This is a genomic window from Leifsonia stereocauli (genome assembly GCF_038432415.1).
Classification (GTDB): domain Bacteria; phylum Actinomycetota; class Actinomycetes; order Actinomycetales; family Microbacteriaceae; genus Orlajensenia; species Orlajensenia stereocauli.
This window is the reverse complement of the sequence record NZ_JBCAUN010000002.1, coordinates 893,399-907,091: the sequence shown is the minus strand read 5'-3', so window position 1 is coordinate 907,091 and position 13,693 is coordinate 893,399. Positions and strand designations below refer to the sequence as shown.

Below are 13,693 nucleotides of genomic sequence, written 5' to 3'. Positions count from 1 at the left end.
GCCCGGGGAGCGCAGGTCCCGCTGCACCTAGGCTGAGCCACGTGCTGAGCGGATTCCTGTCGGGCGTTGCCCTATTGCTGCGCGGTTTCGGCGTCTGGCGCCGCAACCCGGGCGTGATGCTGCTCGGGCTGGTGCCTGCGTTCATCGTCTTCGTGCTGATCGTGGGCGCCCTCGTCGCGCTGGGATTCAGCCTGGCGCCGTTCATCGAGTGGGCGACCCCGTTCGCCGACACGTGGACCGAGTCGTGGGCCACGGCACTGCGCCTCACCCTCGGTGCGATCACCCTCGGAGCCGCCGGGCTGCTGGCGGCCGTCACCTTCACGGCACTGACGCTGGCGATCGGCGACCCGTTCTACGAGCGCATCTGGCGCGCGGTCGAGCTCGACCTGGGCGGCGAGATCCCCGACCGCGGCGCCGGCGTCTGGCGGGCCGTGCGCGACTCGAGCGCCCTCATCGCGCTCGGCGTCGTCTCGTCGCTCGTCGTGGTCGTCGTCGGTTTCATCCCCGTCGTCGGTGCCGTGGCCGCACCTGTGCTCGGCGTCGTGCTCTCCGGTCGCCTGCTCGCCCGCGAGCTCACCTCGCGCGCCTTCGAGGCTCGAGGTCTCACACCGGCCGAGCGTCGCGCCGTGCTCCGCCCGCACCGCGCTCAGATGCTCGGCTTCGGCGTCGCGACCCAGCTGCTGTTCCTCATCCCGCTCGGTGCCGTGTTCACCATGCCTGCAGCCGTTGCGGGTTCGACGATGCTGGCGCGCGCGGCCCTCGACGCTGCGCCGACGCCTCAGCCAGCAGAAAACAGGATGAGCCGCCCGATACGCCCGTGAGGGACGCCATCGGGCGGCTCATCCTGTGATGAGTGGCGCTAGGCCGCCTGCGCCAGGCGGGCGGATGCCGTCACGACGATCGCTCCGTCGCGGGCGTCCACCTGTACGGCGCCGCCGTCGCCCACAGACCCGTCCACGAACAGGTCGGCGATTCGGTCGTCGACCTCGCGCTGGATGAGGCGGCGTAGCGGCCGCGCTCCGTACTCGGGCTCGTAGCCGTGCTCGGCGAGCCAGTCGACGGCGGCATCCGTCACCTCGATTCTCACCTCGCGGGCGGCGAGGCGAGCTGATGTCGCACCCAGCAGAAGCGAGACGATCTCGCGCAGCTGCGGAGCATCGAGCTTGCGGAACAGCACGATCTCGTCGATGCGGTTGAGGAACTCGGGCCGCATCGCCTCGCGCAGCTTGCCCATGACGCGGTTCTTCAGGTCCTGCTCGGAGCTGAAGCCCGAGGCATCCGTTCCCCCGACGAAGCCGAGGGCGCCGGAGCGTGAGGCGAGGAACTCGCTTCCGATGTTCGAGGTCATGATGACCACGGTGTTGCGGAAGTCGATGCGCCTGCCCTGGCCGTCGGTGAGGTGACCGTCGTCGAGCACCTGCAGCAGCAGGTTGAACACGTCGGGGTGCGCCTTCTCGATCTCGTCGAACAGCACGATGGAGTACGGGTTGCGCCGCACGCGCTCGGTGAGCTGTCCGGCCTCGTCGTAGCCGACGTATCCGGGAGGGGCACCGACGAGGCGCGACACCGTGTGGCGCTCGCCGAACTCGCTCATGTCGAAACGGATGACGGCACTCTCGTCGGCGAACAGCGAGGTGGCCAGCGTCTTGGCCAGCTCGGTCTTGCCGACGCCTGTCGGGCCGAGGAACAGGAAGCTGCCCACGGGACGGTTGGCGTCGCCCATTCCTGTGCGGTTGCGGCGCACGGCCTTGGCGACGGCGGTCACGGCGTCGTCCTGGCCGATGACGCGCGAGTGCAGCTCGGTCTCGAGCACGGCCAGGCGGTCGCGCTCACCCTCGGTGAGACGGTTCACCGGGATGCCGGTGGCCCGCGAGATGACGGCGGCGATCTCGGCCTCGTCGATCACTGCGCTCGCCGATGCCCGCGCGGAGTCGGCGGCCGAGACGACCTCGGCCAGCTTGACCTGCACGCCCGAGATCTCGTCGCGGATCCGCGATGCCTCCTCGTAGTGCTCGGCACTCACGGCGGCGTTCTTCGACGCCTCGAGCTCGGCGAGCCGAGCCTGCAACGCCGACACGTCGACCTTCACGCCGAGGCGCAGGCGCAGCCGAGCTCCGGCCTGGTCGATGAGGTCGATCGCCTTGTCGGGCAGCACTCGGTCGGTGAGGTAGCGGGCCGAGAGCTCGACCGATGCGCGCAGGGCGGCATCCGTGTAGCTCACGGCGTGGTGCTCCTCGTAGGCGGGCTTGAGTCCGTGCAGGATCAGTACGGCGTCCTCGATGGACGGCTCGCCCACCCGCACGGGCTGGAACCGGCGCTCGAGGGCCGGGTCCTTCTCGATGGTGCGGTACTCCTTGAGCGTCGTCGCACCGATGAGGTGCAGCTCGCCGCGGGCGAGGCGGGGCTTCAGGATGTTGCCTGCGTCCATGCCCTCGCCGGCTCCCCCGGCTCCGACCACGCTGTGCACCTCGTCGATGAAGACGATGATCTCGGTCTTGTGCGCCGCGATCTCGTCCATCGTCTTGGTGAGGCGCTCCTCGAAGTCGCCGCGGTAGCGGGTGCCAGCCAGCATCGCCGGCAGGTCGAGCGAGATGACGCGCTTGTCGCGCAGCTGCTCGGGAACGCTGCCGTCGACGATCGCGCTGGCGAGTCCCTCGACGATGGCGGTCTTGCCGACGCCGGCCTCGCCGACGAGCACGGGGTTGTTCTTGGTGCGGCGGCTGAGGATCTCGATGGCCTGCTCGATCTCGTCGGCGCGGCCGATCACGGGGTCGAGCTCTCCGGCCACAGCGAGGGCGGTGAGGTCGGTGCCGAACCTGTCGAGCATCGGTGTGTCGGATTCCGGTGACTCATCGTCTGCAGCATCCGTGCCCTCGAACCCGGTGTCGTCGCCGACGGTCTCGCGCATGCCCTGGGTGAGCGCTTCGGCCGTGACGCCGGCGTTGGCCAGCACCTGACCGGCCGGGGTGTCCTGGTTGAGTACGAGCGCGAAGAAGAGGTGCTCGGGCTCGATGTACGTCGACCCGGAGGCACGGGCCACCTGGTAGGCGTGGAACAGCGCGCGCTGGGCCGAGTTGGTGATGGTCGCAGCGTTGACGGATGCCTCCCCCGACGCACCGGGCAGCCGCTTCTCGGCGGCCGTGGCGATCGCGGCGGGGTCGACGCCGAGGCGCCTGACTGCGTCCTTCGCCGCATCCTCCGCGATGATGATGCGCAGGATGTGCAGCGCGTCGAGCTCGTTCTGGCCGCGCTCGAGGGCGAACCGGCCGGCCTGCTGCAGGATCTCCTGCGTACGGGCGGTCAGGAAACGGCTCAGGTCGATCGACCGCGGCGTGTTCGCGCGGGCGCGCTCGCCATCGAGGTAGCGGGCCAGGAACTCGTCGAACGAGTTGCCGGCATCGCCGTTCTGGGGTGTGAAATCGTCGGGCACGGGACCTCCTGAATGAAACTTGAGTGCCTTGCACTCAACTTCAACGCGGAGGGGGCGCGGGTATTCCCGGTGTCGTCGAATACGCAGAAGAGGCCGAGGGCGCGCCCCTCTTCCCGTCGACCCGGCGCGAGGGAACCGGTGGTGCCACGAGCATCGCGCCGCCACTTCGACCCCCTAGGCTCACCCCATGCCCGTTGCCGCCATCGCCCTCTGCGTGATCCTCGCGGCTCTCGCGATCTTCCAGCTCGCCCTGATCCTCGGCGCCCCCATCGGCCGCTTCGCCTGGGGCGGGCAGCACCGGGTGCTGCCCGCGAAGCTGCGCATCGGCAGTGCCGTGGCCATCGTCATCTACGCGCTGATCGGCACGCTCGCGCTCGATCGCGCATCCGTCATCGACGTCGTTCCCGACGCAGTGTCGACCGTCGGCATGTGGGTGGCGTTCGGATACTTCGTGCTGGGCATCCCGCTCAATGCGATCTCGCGCAGCAGGCCCGAGCGCTTCACGATGACCCCGGTCGTGATCGTGCTCGCCGCGCTCAGCCTCCTCGTCGCCCTGGGCTGACGCGACGACGCCCGCCTCCTGCGAGAGGAGACGGGCGTCCAGGTGACGGATGCCACGGGCGCGGCAACCCGGTCAGCTGAACTTGCGCTTGTAGATCGAGTTCGCCCAGACGTAGGCGACGATGAGGATGCCCACGAGCCAGGCCAGGGCGATCCAGATGTCGCTGCCGACGGGCTGCCCGGCGAACAGTGCTCGCGTGGTGTCCACGATGCTGGTCACGGGCTGGTTCTCGGCGAACCAGGCGACAGGGCCGGGCATAGACTCCGTCGGCACGAACGCCGAACTGATGAACGGCAGGAAGATCAGCGGGTAGCTGAATGCGCTCGCGCCGTCGACGGTCTTCGCCGAGAGCCCGGCGACCACGGCCAGCCAGGTCAGCGCGAGGGTGAACAGCACCATGATGCCGGCGACGGCGAGCCAGGTGACGAGATCGGCTCCGGTGCGGAACCCGAGGATCAGCCCGACGCCGATCACGATCGCGATCGACACGAGGTTCGCGACCACCGAGGTGAGCACATGCGCCCAGAGCACACTCGACCGGGCGATCGGCATCGACTGGAAGCGTTCGAAGATCCCGCCCTGCAGGTCGAGGAAGAGCCTGTACGAGGTGTACGCGATTCCCGACGCGATGGTGATGAGAAGGATGCCGGGGAGCATGTAGTCGATGTACGACTCGTCGGAACCCGTGTCGATGGCTCCGCCGAGCACGTACACGAACAGCAGCATCAGCGCGATCGGGGTGACCGCGGTGGTGATGATCGTGTCGGGGCTGCGGAGGATGTGCCGCAGCGAGCGCCCGGTGAGCACACCGGTGTCGCCGAGAACGTGGGTGGTCATCGCTGTTCTCCTTCTGTCTGTGCCGCGGCAGCGGCATCCGTGGTCCCGGTCACGCCGGTCAGGGCGAGGAAGACGTCCTCGAGGGAGGGCTGCTTCTCGACGTATTCGACCGTCGCTGCCGGGAGGAGACGCTTGAGCTCGGCGAGGGTGCCGTTCTGGATGATCGTGCCCTCGTGCAGGATCGCGATGCGGTCGGCGAGGTGTTCGGCCTCGTCGAGGTACTGCGTGGTGAGCAGCACCGTGGTGCCCTGACCCGCGAGAGTCTTGACGGTCTGCCACACCTCCTTGCGCGCCTGGGGGTCGAGCCCCGTGGTCGGTTCGTCGAGGAAGATGATCGGCGGGTTGCCGATCAGGCTCATCGCGATGTCGAGCCTGCGCCGCATTCCGCCCGAGTAGGTGCCGGCCCGGCGACTGCCAGCATCCGTCAGCGCGAAACGCGTGAGCAGCTCGTCGGCGATGCCGCCCGGGTTGCTCAGGTGTCGAAGCCGCGCGACCAGCACGAGGTTCTCGCGTCCGGTGAGCACCTCGTCGACGGCGGCGAACTGGCCGGTCAGGCTGATCGATTCGCGCACGTCACCGGCAGAGGCGACGACGTCGAATCCATGTACGGATGCCGCACCGGCGTCGGCCTTCAGCAGCGTCGACAGGATGCGCACCAGCGTGGTCTTGCCCGCCCCGTTCGATCCGAGAAGGGCGAAGATGCTCCCGGCGGCCACGTCGAAGTCGACGCCCCGCAGCACCTGCAGGTCCTTGAAGGACTTCTGGATGCCCTGCACCCTGATCGCGGGTGCAACGGCTGTTGGAGTGGTCACTTGTGGCCTCCTTCGGCGTCCTCGATCGCCTTGTTCAGGCGAGCGCGCTCCTTGTCGATCCACTGCTTGCCGCTGTAGGCCTGGGCGAAGGTCTCGGCGAACTCGGCCGGGTCATCGCCGACGATGTCGCGAACGGGGGTGCCGTCGACCGCAGCGCGCTCCCAGAGGTCGGCCAGGTCGGTGAACATGGTGATGAGGGTGTCGCCGTCGACGACGCCGCCGGCATACATGAGGTAGCGGTGCATCGCCTTGGCGGCGGTTCCGTACGGCTCGGGGAGGCCGTCGATGCGGGCCTTGTCCTGCTTGTACTGCTTCTTCTGCTCGAGAGAGCCAGTGAGGGTCTCGATCCACTTCGCGGCCATGGTCATTCTCCTTCGTGCTGCGGGTTGTCTGTGTGGTGGTGGTGGTGGAGCTGTTCGATCCGTTCTGCAAGGAAGCTCCAGCTCTTCCAGAACTCCTCGAGGTATTCGCCGCCCTGTGCGTTCAGCGAGTACACCTTGCGGGGCGGGCCCTTCTCCGACGGAACCTTCGTCACGTCGACGAGCCCTCGCTGCTCGATCCTGACCAGCAGCGCGTAGACGGTGCCCTCGACGATGTCGGAGAAGCCCTCGTCCCGCAGCTTCGCCGTGATCTCGTAGCCATATGCGGGCTCGGAGGCGACGATCGCGAGCACGATGCCCTCGAGCGTGCCCTTGAGCATCTCGGTCATCTGCTGCTTGCCCATGGGACCCTTCTTCCAACTACTCTGCGGTGATGAGTACTAGTACTCAGTGATGATGACTACCAGTACATAGTGACACCGAATACCGAAGAGTGCAACAGCGAATTCCCGTTCGTCGAATGACGGATGCCGCACACCCTCAGGTGCACGGCATCCGTCGATCTCGCGAGAGCTGCTACTCGCTGAGCTCACTCCGGTCCTGGCGCTTGAGCGCCTCCAGCTCGGCCCGCATGCGCTCGTACTCGACCTCGCGCTCGAGGTCGGCGAGCTGCTGCTCGGTCGAGCGCGTGTCAGACGGGACGGGTCGTGCAGGGGCGGCATCCGCACCCCACGACATCCTCGGACGTGAGACGGATGCCGGATACTCGCGTCCGATCGCGAACCAGAGGATGGTGCCCACGAACGGGATGAAGATCACCAGCAGCACCCAGGCGAACTTGGGGAGGTGCTTCACCAGCCAGGTGTCGCGCGTGATGATGTCGACGAGGGCGAAGACCATCGCGATGAGGACGACGAAGGAGAACAGCATGGGCATGGCCGCCAGCCTAGGGACGGTCGGGGCTGCGCCACCTGCCCCAGTCGTGGGCGCACGTCCCCCTCGCCAGCTCACCCGCATCCGCGTAGCGTGAAGGGCGGCATCCGAAGCGAACGAGGAGGTTCACCATGGCCGAGCTCTCACCAATCACGCCGTGCCTGTGGTTCGACGACAGGGCGCGGGAGGCGATGGAGTATTACGTCGACGTGTTCCCCGACTCACGGATCCGTTCCATCGAGGAGTACCCGGACGAGTCGCTCGACGAGCACTTCGCGGGCATGAGGGGCAAGGTGTTGAACGGTCAGTTCACGCTGAACGGCATGGACTTCGTCTGCCTCGACGGCGGCCCTCTCTTCACCTTCTCCGAGTCGATCTCGTTCGTGGTGCGCTGCGCGGACCAGGCCGAGATCGACCGCTACTGGACGAGGCTCTCCCACGTGCCCGAGTCGGAGCAGTGCGGCTGGTGCAAGGATCGGTTCGGCGTGAGCTGGCAGATCATCCCGGCGAACATGGGCGAACTCACCCGAACGCCGGCGCAGATCCAGGTGATGATGGGCCAGAAGAAGATCGTGATCGCCGAGCTCGAGAACGCCTGATCCGGATGCGGCCTCCCTCTCACGGGATCCGCAGCACGACGCTCCCGCGCTTGCGACCGGTGTCGACGTAGCGGTGAGCCTCGACGATGTCGTCGAGGTCGAACGTGCGGTCGATGACCGGACGGAGCTCACCGGATCGCGCAGCCTCGGCGAGCCGGGTCATGCCATCGGCCCCCAACGACGCACCGCGGTAGTCCACGACGGCGCCGCTCCGACGCGCCTGCACGGGCGCGGCCAGCATGCCCGGCAGATCGGTGATGACGAGAAGCAACGCACCGCCTCGGCGTAGGAGGTGGGCGACTCTCGCGAACGGAGCATTGCCGACGCAGTCGACGATCACGTCGTATGGCGCATCGGTGCCGCGCATACTCCCCACGCCGGCGAAGTCCTCCCTCGTGTAGTCGATGACGCGCGCCGCCCCGAGTGATCGAGCGAGATCGGCGTTCCGCCCACTCGTCACCGCCGTCACGCGCGCACCCCGTCGATGCGCCAGTTGAACGACTGCTGAACCGACAGCCCCGGACGCGCCGTTGACGAGCACCTCACTCTGCGGCCCGATCTCGACGCGATCGAGGTAGCGCAGCGCTGTGTGACCACCGAAGATCACCGCCGCGGCATCCGCGAAGGCGAGGCTGACAGGTTTGAGCGCCACCTCGCCGTCCTGCTCGATCACCACGTATTCCGCATGGCATCCCATGCGGCTGCCCCGCATCACGATGACTTCGTCGCCGATGGCGAAGCGAGTGACCCCCGATCCGACGGATTCGACGACGCCGGCAGCATCCATGCCCAGCACGGGCTTCCGTGGTCGGAACAGGCCGATGGTCGGAGCGACCAGGAGCGCGAGTCCCCGAGGAACACTGCGGCTGCGCAGGCGATGGTCGGCGATACTGACCGTCGACGCATGCACACGGACGAGTAGCTCATCGGCCCCGGGATCGGGTTTCGGCACGGCACCGACATGAACGACGTCGGGCGGACCGAAGGTGCGCGCGACTGCGGCACGCATCTGCACTCGGGTGTTGGGCGCGGTTTCAGGCCTATCGAGCGTCATAATGAATCCCTTACGTCGTAAGTTATACGGTGTAAGTTACGCTCTTTTCAGCGCGCCGTCCAGAGCGATCGCAACAGATCCCGCGTCATGAGGTGAACCATGCCCCCGAAGACCGCCGAGCGAGCGCCGCTCAGTCGCGACACCGTGCTGCAGGCGGCCGTCCGGCTCGCCGACCGCGATGGCATCGAGGCGCTCACCATGAGGGCGCTCGCCAACGACCTGGGCGTCGAGGCGATGTCGATCTACTACCACCTGGCCAACAAGAACGCGATCCTCGACGGGGTGATCGAGGTCGTGTTCGCCGAGGTGGAGCGAGAGGTCGACGGGTTCGACGCGCCGGCATCGATCGATGCATCGACCTGGGCGGCAGCTCTTCGTGAACGACTCCTCGGAACGCGGCGCGTGATGCTGCGACACCCGTGGGCACCCGGAGTCATGAACGTGCGCGGGGCACCCGGGCTCACCGCCATCCGTCACATCGACGGCATCGTGGCTGTCATGAGCTCAGGCGGCATGTCGCACGAACTCATCCACCACAGCCTGCATGTGATGGGCAGCCGGCTCTACGGCTACGTCCAGGAGCTGGGCGACGACTCGCAGACTCCGGGCCCTGCGGAGTTGGATGCGCTGGCGGGGTTCGCACCTCATCTCGCCGCGATGCTGTCCACCGTCGTCCACGATGACCCGGAGTCGACGCTCGGCTGGTGCGACGACCAGACCGAGTTCGAGTTCGGGCTCGACCTCCTCATCGAGGGCCTCGAGCGACGGCGCGCGGCCGAGGCGCTCGGCTGACGCCGCCCCGAAGAGGTCGACAGCCGTCACTCCCCCACGTCGACCGTGTACGAGATGATCTCGGTCACCCTGCCGTCGACGAAGTCGTAGATGTCGCACGACGCTACGACGGAGACCGCTCCCCCGGACTCGGTGTAGCGGGCCAGGCTGTCGACCACGACGCCGTCCTCCCCCACCACGGTGCGGAAGCGCTGGAACTCGGTGGTGACGTCTGCGAGGTCGGCAGCGGTGCCGCGGCAGAGCTTCTCGACGGCGTCGCGCCCGAGCACGGGGTCTGCGCCGACGAGGCTCCAGACGATATCCTCGGCGAGGTACGGCAGTGCGTCCTCGAAGCGGTGGCTCGAGAAGGCTCGCGCGATCTCCTCGGGGGTGGCATCCATGGTCCGTCCTCTCCCTCGCGGCACGCATCGTTGCGCGCTTGCGCCTCACGGTAGTCGCGGTCGCCCGACTGCGGTAGCGCTCCCGCGGCTCCGAGAGGGCACGCGCACACAGTCGTGGCCAGTCGGCATCGTGCGTTCCCCTCCCTCGGGGCAGAGAATCGGGCTAAATTCAACGCGCCAGCGTCACCGCGGCATCGAGCCGTTCGAGCTTGTCGGGATTCACGACCGAGAACAGCTGGGTGACGCGCCCGTCCACCACCACCATGCTGACGGCTGCGGCGAGCGCCCCGTTCACGTCGAACAGCGCCCCGGTCGTTCCGTTGAGCGAGGCGACGGCGCCGACGAACGTCACCCGTGCGGCTCCGTTGATGAGGTAGGTCGCGAGCTTCTCGGCCCCCACGATCGGCTTGCGAGCAGCGCCGATGAGCCCGTTGCCATCGGCGACGAGCACCACGTCGGGAGCGAGCACCGCCAGCAGCCCGGGCAGGTCGCCCGTGTTGAGCGCCAGCACGAATCGCTCCACGACATCCTGCTGCTCCGTCCGATCGACACGGATGCGCGGACGCCGGGCCGCCACATGATCCCGGGCGCGATGGGCGATCTGCCGCACTGCCGCAGGCTCCTTGTCGAGTACTTCGGCGATCTCCTCGTAGGGGACGTCGAACACCTCGCGCAGCACGAACACAGCACGCTCGGTCGGCACGAGAGTCTCCAGCACCGTGAGCATGGCCATGGACACGCTCTCGGCGAGCTCGACGTCATCGGCCACGTCGGGGGTCGTGAGCAGCGGCTCGGGCAGCCACTCCCCGATGTAGTCCTCCCGGCGCCGCGAGTGCGAGCGGACCAGGTTCAGTGCCTGCCTGGTCACCGTGCGCACGAGGTAGGCACGCGGCTCGCGCACCTGCGACTGGTCGACCTCCGACCACCGCAGCCACGACTCCTGCAACACGTCCTCGGCGTCAGCGGCCGAGCCGAGCATCTCGTAGGCGACTGTGAACAGCAGCCGCCGGTGGGTGATGAACGGGTCGTCGCTCATGCCGTCGACCCTACGGCGGCATCAGGCGCGCTCGCCAGTGGGGGCAGGCCACACGCATCCGCGAATTCCGCCGAATGGATGCCGAGGGCGATGTTCACCCTGGCGCTGGTGTTCATCAGCGCCACCCGCGCCGTCAGCTCGATGAGTGCCGGCGCGCCGAGCTGGGCGAGCAACTCGGTCGAGAGCGCATCCGTCACAGCCACAGGGGTCTGGCTCATCGCATCCGCGTACTCCATGACAGCACGTTCCAGCGGCGTGAACACCTCGGAGGTGCGCCACCGCGGCACCTCCCGGGCCTTCACCTCGTCGAGGCCGCTGTTGTGCGCCATGAAGTAGTTGAGGTCGAGGCAGAAGCTGCATCCGACAGCCGCAGCGGCGGCCATGTTCGCCAACGACTCCAGGTTCTTGTCGAGCTCGTGCCACTTCCTCGCCTTGCCATTGAAGGCCATCATGCCCTTGAAGACGGCCGGGTTGTTCCAGAGCACCCCGAGGGAGTCGGGCACGCTGCCGACCATCTTGCGCATGGCCAACTTGACCACCGCCCCGTAGCCGCCCGTGACCTCGACCGCCGGAATCCGTGCATCACTCATGTCATCGCTCCATTCGAATGTGTCATTCCTGTCGATATGGAGACACCGGTCGAGGGGCGGATGTGACATGGGCGTGCACCTCGCGCCCTCCGCCGCCGCAGAGTAGGGTCCGAGCATCCGGAACGAATCGATCGAGATCTGTCACAGAACGGCGTGCTGCGCGGTCTCAGTGGGTGAGGGCCGGTGCGGCCCCGTCCGCTGACCGACAGGACTGCGACATGGATGCCGACCTCGACGAGGCACTCGAGCTGTTCAGCGCCGTGCGACCCCGGTTGTTCGGCATCGCCTACAGGATGCTCGGCAGCGCCGGCGAGGCCGAGGACATCGTGCAGGACGCCTGGCTGCGCTGGCAGCGCACCGACCGCACTGTCGTCGAGAACGCGGCGGCTTTCCTCGCCACGACGACCACACGCCTGGCCATCAACGCCCTGCAGTCCGCGCACTCCCGCCGCGAGACCTACATCGGGCCCTGGCTGCCGGAGCCCGTCGACACCAGTGCCGACCCGACGCTGGGGGCAGAGCACGCCGAGGCGCTCGGCTTCGCCGTGCTCGTCATCCTCGAACGCCTCACCCCGACCGAGCGGGCCGCCTATGTGCTGCGCGAGGCCTTCGATTACCCCTACGCGCAGATCGCCGAGATCGTGCAGCACTCGGAGCCGGCGGTGCGTCAGCTCGTCAGTCGCGCCCGCAGGCACCTGGCCGGCGAGCGACGTCGAGAGGTGGCTCCGGCCGATCAACGGCGCCTGCTCACGGCGTTCCTCGCGGCGGCCCAGACCGGCGACCTCGATGCGCTCGAGCGCCTGTTCGCCGAAGACGTGGTGTCGTACTCGGACGGTGGTGGCGCCGTGCGGGCATCGAGGTTCCCGGTTCGTGGTCGCCACACCGTCGCCAAGTTCGTGCGTGCCTTCCACACCACGTTCTGGGGTGGCGTGACGATCACGGATGCCGAGACCAACGGCCAGCCGTCCGTGGTGTTGTCGAAGGACGGAGCGACCTTCGCCGTGCTCACCGTTGTCGCCTCCACGGAGGGGATCGACCAGGTGCTGTGGATCCTCAACCCGGCCAAGCTCCAGGCCGTGGCCTCCGGTGTCGCCTGACCGTGTCGCCCGCCTCCTCGTCGCGCTCGACCGGCACGACGACCTGGCACTCGCGGCGATCCTCCACCCCGACGCGCGGCTCGTCATCGACTCCGGTACCAGCGCCGGAGGGGTGATCTCAGGTCGGGCACGCGTCAGCCGGGCCCTCGGCGACCTGACCGTGAGGCATCCGGATGCCTCCTTCGAGGCCGCGAGCGTGAACGGTGCACCCGGCATTGCCCTGCGCGACGGGGGTGCCCCCGGCGACGTGCTCGGCATCCTCGCCGTCGACGCCTCGGCCGACGGGAGCGTCGGCGCTCTCTGGCTCTGCACCGCCACGGCGAAGCTCGAGCACTGGAACGGCCGATCACCAGGGGGCGGTCGGGACTGATTCGGCCGCATCCGTCACAGACCGAGCCGCCACTCGGTCTGAGCTATCTGAAGGCAGCGGAATCACCGCAGGCCGTGACGGAAGGAACTCGCTCATGAAGATCGTCGTCATCGGAGGCACCGGCCTCATCGGATCCCAGGTCGTCCGGCACCTCGCCGAGCACGGCCACGACGCCATCGCCGCGTCGCCCAACTCCGGCGTGAACACCATCACGGGCGAGGGACTCGCCGAGGTGCTCGTCGGTGCGAACGTCGTGGTCGACGTGTCGAACTCGCCATCGTTCGCGGATGCCGACGTGCTCGCGTTCTTCACGACCTCCACGGCCAACCTCCTCGCCGCCGAACGCGAGGCCGGCGTCACTCACCATGTCGCTCTGTCCATCGTCGGCGCCGACCGTCTTCCGAACAGCGGCTACCTGCGAGCCAAGGTGGCCCAGGAGAAGCTCATCGAGGAGTCGGGACTGCCCTACTCGATCGTGCGCGCGACGCAGTTCCACGAGTTCATGGGGCGCATCGCCGACGAGGCGACGGTCGACGGCGTGGCCCGCGTCTCCACCGGACTCATGCAGCCGATCGCCGCGGCGGATGTCTCGATCGATGTCGCGCGGGTCGCAGCGCATGAGCCGCTCAACGGCACTCTCGAGATCGCCGGACCCCAGCGTCTCGGCCAGGACGAGCTGGTGCGCACCGTGCTCGCAGCGAAGGGCGACACCCGCGCGGTCGTCTCCGACCCCGAGGCGCACTACTTCGGCACGAAGCTCGAGGGCGACGAGCTCACCCCCGGGCCCGATGCACGGCTCTCGACCACCTCGTTCGCCCAGTGGCTCGAGGCGCAGGCCCAGCCCTCTGCTGTCGCGGGCCAGCCGGCCGCGGTGAAGTAGG

17 protein-coding genes are annotated in these 13,693 nt (G+C 68.1%); 7 read left to right on the top strand and 10 right to left on the bottom strand.

Going from position 1 to position 13,693, the window contains the following annotated elements; all coding sequences use genetic code 11:
• The first annotated feature begins 41 nt into the window (after nt 1-41).
• Nucleotides 42-821, top strand: a complete 780-nt coding sequence (locus AADV74_RS13145) for an EI24 domain-containing protein (protein WP_342114776.1) — start codon at nt 42-44, stop codon at nt 819-821.
• 38 nt (nt 822-859) lie between these two features.
• Here AADV74_RS13145 and AADV74_RS13140 read toward each other — a convergent pair whose 3' ends face one another.
• Nucleotides 860-3,430, bottom strand: a complete 2,571-nt coding sequence (locus AADV74_RS13140; RefSeq protein ID WP_342114773.1) for an ATP-dependent Clp protease ATP-binding subunit — start codon at nt 3,428-3,430, stop codon at nt 860-862.
• A 187-nt stretch (nt 3,431-3,617) separates the two neighbouring features.
• Here AADV74_RS13140 and AADV74_RS13135 point away from each other — a divergent pair, with 187 nt between their 5' ends.
• The gene (locus AADV74_RS13135; RefSeq protein ID WP_342114772.1) at nt 3,618-3,992 is read left to right on the top strand and encodes a hypothetical protein; all 375 of its coding nucleotides are present in this window, start codon (nt 3,618-3,620) and stop codon (nt 3,990-3,992) included.
• 72 nt (nt 3,993-4,064) lie between these two features.
• On the opposite strand, the gene AADV74_RS13130 is transcribed toward AADV74_RS13135, so the two are convergent.
• The 5 genes from AADV74_RS13130 to AADV74_RS13110 all read right to left on the bottom strand — a co-directional run bounded on the left by AADV74_RS13130 (nt 4,065) and on the right by AADV74_RS13110 (nt 6,897).
• Nucleotides 4,065-4,829 (bottom strand): ABC transporter permease, encoded by a 765-nt coding sequence (locus tag AADV74_RS13130; protein WP_342114770.1) that lies wholly within the window; start codon nt 4,827-4,829, stop codon nt 4,065-4,067.
• Nucleotides 4,826-5,641, bottom strand: coding sequence for an ABC transporter ATP-binding protein (locus tag AADV74_RS13125; RefSeq protein WP_342114768.1), 816 nt, complete (start codon nt 5,639-5,641; stop codon nt 4,826-4,828). Before AADV74_RS13125 ends, AADV74_RS13130 begins: the two co-directional genes overlap by 4 nt.
• Complete coding sequence (locus AADV74_RS13120) at nt 5,638-6,003, bottom strand: DUF1048 domain-containing protein (protein ID WP_342114765.1); 366 nt, start codon at nt 6,001-6,003, stop codon at nt 5,638-5,640. Before AADV74_RS13120 ends, AADV74_RS13125 begins: the two co-directional genes overlap by 4 nt.
• 2 nt (nt 6,004-6,005) lie before the next feature.
• A complete protein-coding gene (locus tag AADV74_RS13115; RefSeq protein ID WP_135120782.1) occupies nt 6,006-6,365 on the bottom strand; it encodes a PadR family transcriptional regulator in 360 nt (119 codons plus the stop codon).
• Between the two features lie 172 nt (nt 6,366-6,537).
• Complete coding sequence (locus AADV74_RS13110; protein ID WP_342114761.1) at nt 6,538-6,897, bottom strand: PLD nuclease N-terminal domain-containing protein; 360 nt, start codon at nt 6,895-6,897, stop codon at nt 6,538-6,540.
• 128 nt (nt 6,898-7,025) lie between these two features.
• On the opposite strand from AADV74_RS13110, the gene AADV74_RS13105 reads away from it, so the two are divergent.
• Entirely contained in the window at nt 7,026-7,493 is a 468-nt protein-coding gene (locus AADV74_RS13105; protein ID WP_342114759.1) for a VOC family protein, read from the top strand.
• 19 nt (nt 7,494-7,512) lie between these two features.
• On the opposite strand, the gene AADV74_RS13100 is transcribed toward AADV74_RS13105, so the two are convergent.
• Complete coding sequence (locus AADV74_RS13100) at nt 7,513-8,547, bottom strand: NAD(P)-dependent alcohol dehydrogenase (RefSeq protein ID WP_342114757.1); 1,035 nt, start codon at nt 8,545-8,547, stop codon at nt 7,513-7,515.
• 99 nt (nt 8,548-8,646) lie between these two features.
• Here AADV74_RS13100 and AADV74_RS13095 point away from each other — a divergent pair, with 99 nt between their 5' ends.
• On the top strand, nt 8,647-9,339 hold the full coding sequence (locus AADV74_RS13095) for a TetR/AcrR family transcriptional regulator (protein ID WP_342114755.1): 693 nt from the start codon (nt 8,647-8,649) through the stop codon (nt 9,337-9,339).
• A 26-nt stretch (nt 9,340-9,365) separates the two neighbouring features.
• Here the strand turns inward: AADV74_RS13095 and AADV74_RS13090 are convergent, their stop codons facing one another.
• The 3 genes from AADV74_RS13090 to AADV74_RS13080 form a co-directional block, all read right to left on the bottom strand.
• On the bottom strand, nt 9,366-9,719 hold the full coding sequence (locus tag AADV74_RS13090; protein WP_342114753.1) for a nuclear transport factor 2 family protein: 354 nt from the start codon (nt 9,717-9,719) through the stop codon (nt 9,366-9,368).
• A 169-nt stretch (nt 9,720-9,888) separates the two neighbouring features.
• Entirely contained in the window at nt 9,889-10,755 is an 867-nt protein-coding gene (locus AADV74_RS13085) for an RNA polymerase sigma-70 factor (protein WP_342114751.1), read from the bottom strand.
• Nucleotides 10,752-11,345 (bottom strand): carboxymuconolactone decarboxylase family protein, encoded by a 594-nt coding sequence (locus AADV74_RS13080; RefSeq protein ID WP_342114749.1) that lies wholly within the window; start codon nt 11,343-11,345, stop codon nt 10,752-10,754. The genes AADV74_RS13085 and AADV74_RS13080 overlap by 4 nt, the downstream gene beginning before the upstream one ends.
• 218 nt (nt 11,346-11,563) lie before the next feature.
• Between AADV74_RS13080 and AADV74_RS13075 the strand changes: the two genes are divergently transcribed.
• From AADV74_RS13075 to AADV74_RS13065, 3 genes are all read left to right on the top strand, one after another.
• Entirely contained in the window at nt 11,564-12,442 is an 879-nt protein-coding gene (locus tag AADV74_RS13075) for an RNA polymerase sigma-70 factor (protein ID WP_342114747.1), read from the top strand.
• Nucleotides 12,432-12,812, top strand: coding sequence for a sigma-70 family RNA polymerase sigma factor family protein (locus tag AADV74_RS13070; protein ID WP_342114745.1), 381 nt, complete (start codon nt 12,432-12,434; stop codon nt 12,810-12,812). Before AADV74_RS13075 ends, AADV74_RS13070 begins: the two co-directional genes overlap by 11 nt.
• Before the next feature lie 94 nt (nt 12,813-12,906).
• Nucleotides 12,907-13,692, top strand: a complete 786-nt coding sequence (locus tag AADV74_RS13065; RefSeq protein ID WP_342114743.1) for an SDR family oxidoreductase — start codon at nt 12,907-12,909, stop codon at nt 13,690-13,692.
• Nucleotide 13,693: the final 1 nt, after the last annotated feature.

Bases quoted from the DNA above. Each gene is read 5' to 3' on its own strand.
- AADV74_RS13135 (WP_342114772.1), top strand. From the start codon at position 3,618: ATGCCCGTTGCCGCCATCGCCCTCTGCGTGATCCTCGCGGCTCTCGCG.
- AADV74_RS13130 (WP_342114770.1), bottom strand. From the start codon at position 4,829: ATGACCACCCACGTTCTCGGCGACACCGGTGTGCTCACCGGGCGCTCG.
- AADV74_RS13120 (WP_342114765.1), bottom strand. From the start codon at position 6,003: ATGGCCGCGAAGTGGATCGAGACCCTCACTGGCTCTCTCGAGCAGAAG.
- AADV74_RS13115 (WP_135120782.1), bottom strand. From the start codon at position 6,365: ATGGGCAAGCAGCAGATGACCGAGATGCTCAAGGGCACGCTCGAGGGC.
- AADV74_RS13110 (WP_342114761.1), bottom strand. From the start codon at position 6,897: ATGCCCATGCTGTTCTCCTTCGTCGTCCTCATCGCGATGGTCTTCGCC.
- AADV74_RS13105 (WP_342114759.1), top strand. From the start codon at position 7,026: ATGGCCGAGCTCTCACCAATCACGCCGTGCCTGTGGTTCGACGACAGG.
- AADV74_RS13100 (WP_342114757.1), bottom strand. From the start codon at position 8,547: ATGACGCTCGATAGGCCTGAAACCGCGCCCAACACCCGAGTGCAGATG.
- AADV74_RS13095 (WP_342114755.1), top strand. From the start codon at position 8,647: ATGCCCCCGAAGACCGCCGAGCGAGCGCCGCTCAGTCGCGACACCGTG.
- AADV74_RS13090 (WP_342114753.1), bottom strand. From the start codon at position 9,719: ATGGATGCCACCCCCGAGGAGATCGCGCGAGCCTTCTCGAGCCACCGC.
- AADV74_RS13085 (WP_342114751.1), bottom strand. From the start codon at position 10,755: ATGAGCGACGACCCGTTCATCACCCACCGGCGGCTGCTGTTCACAGTC.
- AADV74_RS13080 (WP_342114749.1), bottom strand. From the start codon at position 11,345: ATGAGTGATGCACGGATTCCGGCGGTCGAGGTCACGGGCGGCTACGGG.
- AADV74_RS13075 (WP_342114747.1), top strand. From the start codon at position 11,564: ATGGATGCCGACCTCGACGAGGCACTCGAGCTGTTCAGCGCCGTGCGA.
- AADV74_RS13065 (WP_342114743.1), top strand. From the start codon at position 12,907: ATGAAGATCGTCGTCATCGGAGGCACCGGCCTCATCGGATCCCAGGTC.